The following is a 3,160-nucleotide window of genomic DNA, read 5'->3' on the forward strand; positions in this document are numbered from 1 at the left end:
CCGCTGCGGTGCCGGTCGCGGCTTCCTCGACGTTGCGTGCGATCTCGCCGGTGGCAGCGCCCTGCTGCTCGACGGCCGCTGCGATCGCGTTGGAGATCTCCGCAATCTCGCGCACGGTGGCGTCGAACTGAGAGATGGCTGTCACGGTCTCACCGGTTGCGTTCTGGATCGTTGCGATCTGGCTGGCGATCTGCTCGGTGGCCTGCGCCGTCTGCGAGGCGAGGTTCTTCACTTCGCTGGCGACGATCGCAAAGCCCCTGCCCGCGTCGCCCGCCCGCGCCGCCTCGATGGTCGCATTCAGTGCCAGTAGGTTGGTCTGGCTGGCGATCGCCTGGATCAGCTGGATGATGTTGCCGATCTTCTCCGCTGCGCTCGACAGGCCATGTACCAGCTCGGAAGTTCGCTGCGTCTCATGCGTTGCACGATTCGACACCGTGACCGAGCGCTGCACCTGGCTCGAGATCTCGCGGATCGACGCTGCAAGCTCCTGGGTCGCGGATGCAACCGTCTGCACGTTCACCGAAGCCTGCTCGGCACGATTGGCAACCGCCTCGGCAAGGCCGCGGCCGCGCTCCGCGACCTTGGCCAGATCGCCTGCGCTGCGGCCCATGTCATCGGCACGACCACCGACGCCGGCGATGATGCCCTGCATGCCCTGCTCGAAACGGCCGGCTAGATTCGTCATCATGCGAACACGGTCTGCTTCAGCCGCCTCGCGCTGCGATGCAGCCTCGCTCTCCATGCGGCGCACGGAAAGCGCACTGTCACGGAACACCTCGACGGCACGGGCCATGCGGCCGATCTCATCTCGGGACTCGCCACCCGGGATCGGCTCGTCGAGCTCGCCAGCGGCGAGCGACTGCATTCGGTCGGTCATGCTGCGAATCGGGCCAGAGACGCTGGCGCCGATCAACCAGGCCAGCGCAATACCGAGCACCAGCGCAAAGGCCGCGCTATAGATCACCGTCTGCCGCGTATCAGCAACGGCGGATGCCGTCCGGCCGCCTTGCTCTGCGCGGACCGCGCCGAGCCGCTGATTGATCCGGCTTACCTGCTCCTCGATCGCGGTGCTGGCTTTCACTAGCTCGGCCTGCCTGGCGCGCAGCTCGCCTGCCACCTTGATCACGTCCTCGAGCGCCGTGGCATCCGCGGTGAGCTCGGCCTTCAGCGCCGTGACCAGCGACTTCAGCTTGGGCTCGCTGGCCGAGGCGATCTCGCTCTCAGTCGCGGCGACCACGGTCTGGGTATTGGCCAGGGTCTGCTTGGCATCGGCTGCGTCCGCCGTGGCCAGGGTCATCCCGAAGCGCATCACCGAGACTCGCACCCCGTCCACCGCAGCCGCAAGCCGCAAGGGCTGGAACAGACGCTCCGGATCGGTGCGGTTGGCGAGCGCGACCTGGATGCCGGCAGCATCGAGGCCTGCGGTCGCACCATGCGCGTCGGTCTTGATCGTCGCCGCTCGCAACCGGTCAACGGCATCGGCCGCAGCTGTAAACGACGAACGATAAGTGGCGAGCGCAGCGCGAACCGGTTCGAGGCCCTCCGCGATCGCGTGCAGCTTGCCATACTGCTGCTCGACCTGATCACTGAGCTTGCTGACGTTATCGATGGCCTTGGCCGCGGCTTCCTTGTCGCCGACGTTCCAGGTGCGGATGAACTTCTCCACCGCGCCATTGGCGCCGAGCAGCGCGGCCCGGACCTGCGACATGCCGGCGTCACCAGCCGCACTGGTGACGAGTTCATTGACGGTCCCGCCGATGCCGGCGACCTGCACCATGGCAAAGCCGGCGAGCAGAACCAGAAAACTCAAGACCAGCGCGAAGCCGCCGAAGATCCGCGGGCGGACGCCGACCGAAGACATCATGGAAGACAATTTCATGGGACTGCCGGAAGGTTAAGGAGTGGACCGGATGGCGGCGATCAGCTCTTTGCCAAACCGCTTCTCGAATTCGGCATCGAGCGGCTTGACCGCATCGACGAAGGCCTGGCGATCGACCTTCTCGACCACGTCCATGCCCGCGGCGCGCAGCTCTTTCAGCTTCACGTCATCGACCTGCGCCTGCCAGGTCGCTTCGGCACCGGCCTTGGCGGCCGCGATCATCGCCTCCTTCTCGGTCGGCGAGAGCTGCTCGAACATCTCCCGATTGGCGACGAAGGCCATCGGCGCGAAGAAGTGCCCGGTCAAGGTCAGATATTTCTGGACCTCGTTGAAGCGGCTGCTCGAGATCGTCGTCAACGGATTCTCCTCGCCGTCGAGCCGGCCGTCCTTCAACGCGCTGTAGACCAGGGGGAAGTCCATCGGCACGACTTTGGCGCCAAGCGCCTGGAAGGCCATCTTGTAGGTCTCGTTCGGGATAACGCGGATCGTCAGCCCTTTGACATCGGCAGGCGAGCGAATCGGATGCTTGGAATTGGTCATGTGGCGGAAGCCCTGCTTGCCAAGCGCCAGCAGCACCAGCCCCTTATCTGCGAACTTCGCAGCGATCTTGCTGCCGATCGGTCCCTGCATCACGGCCTTGGCATGGGCCTCGTCGCGAAACAGGAAGGGAATATCGAACACGCTCAGCTCGGGAACGACGGAGCTGACCACGCCGCCGGTCAGCACCGCGACATCCAGCGCGCCGGACCTGGTCGCCGCCAGAACGATGTTCTCTCCGCCGAGCGCGTTGCCGCTGCGCTCGTCGAGGACGAAGGGCTTGCCTGGCGCGGACGCGAGCTTTTGACGAAAGATATCAGGTCCGCTTGCGACGGAGATCATGCGAGGTGAGGCTGTCGAGGGAGACGCCGCCAGCAGCATCGATGCGACGAGCAGGAGTCCCGAGGCCCAAGATCCCATGAGTTTCCCGTACATGTCCCACCGTGGTAATTGCGCTATCCAGGTAGCTATCAATGAATGGTGCGTAAGGCGTTAAAGTCGGCCATTTCGGCCGACATGGCACGGTTGCGTGCAACGCTGATGGGTCTGCGGGCGTGCTTCCTCATCGGAGCCAAATTCGCCGAGACGCTCACTGCACAAACAAAAAGCCGCGTCGACGAGTGGATCGTCGGCGCGGCTACTTTGATTGGACGCAACCGATCGGTCAGGCCGCGGTGCGGATCGTTTTCAGGAAGTCAGCGACATTGTTCTCGAGCGACACGGCCTGCTTCTGCAGCGCCGCCG

Annotated in this window: 2 protein-coding genes; both read right to left on the reverse strand. The window is 64.8% G+C overall.

Going from position 1 to position 3,160, the window contains the following annotated elements:
* Positions 1-1,861, reverse strand: a 1,861-nt coding sequence (locus WA702_RS09720) for a methyl-accepting chemotaxis protein (protein WP_425110307.1), incomplete at its 3' end; no start/stop codon positions are given.
* A gap of 33 nt (positions 1,862-1,894) precedes the next feature.
* Positions 1,895-2,836 (reverse strand): TRAP transporter substrate-binding protein, encoded by a 942-nt coding sequence (locus WA702_RS09725; protein ID WP_425110308.1) that lies wholly within the window; start codon positions 2,834-2,836, stop codon positions 1,895-1,897.
* Between the last annotated feature and the right edge of the window lie 324 nt (positions 2,837-3,160).

It is taken from the genome of Bradyrhizobium sp. (assembly GCF_049798375.1).
Lineage (GTDB): Bacteria > Pseudomonadota > Alphaproteobacteria > Rhizobiales > Xanthobacteraceae > Bradyrhizobium.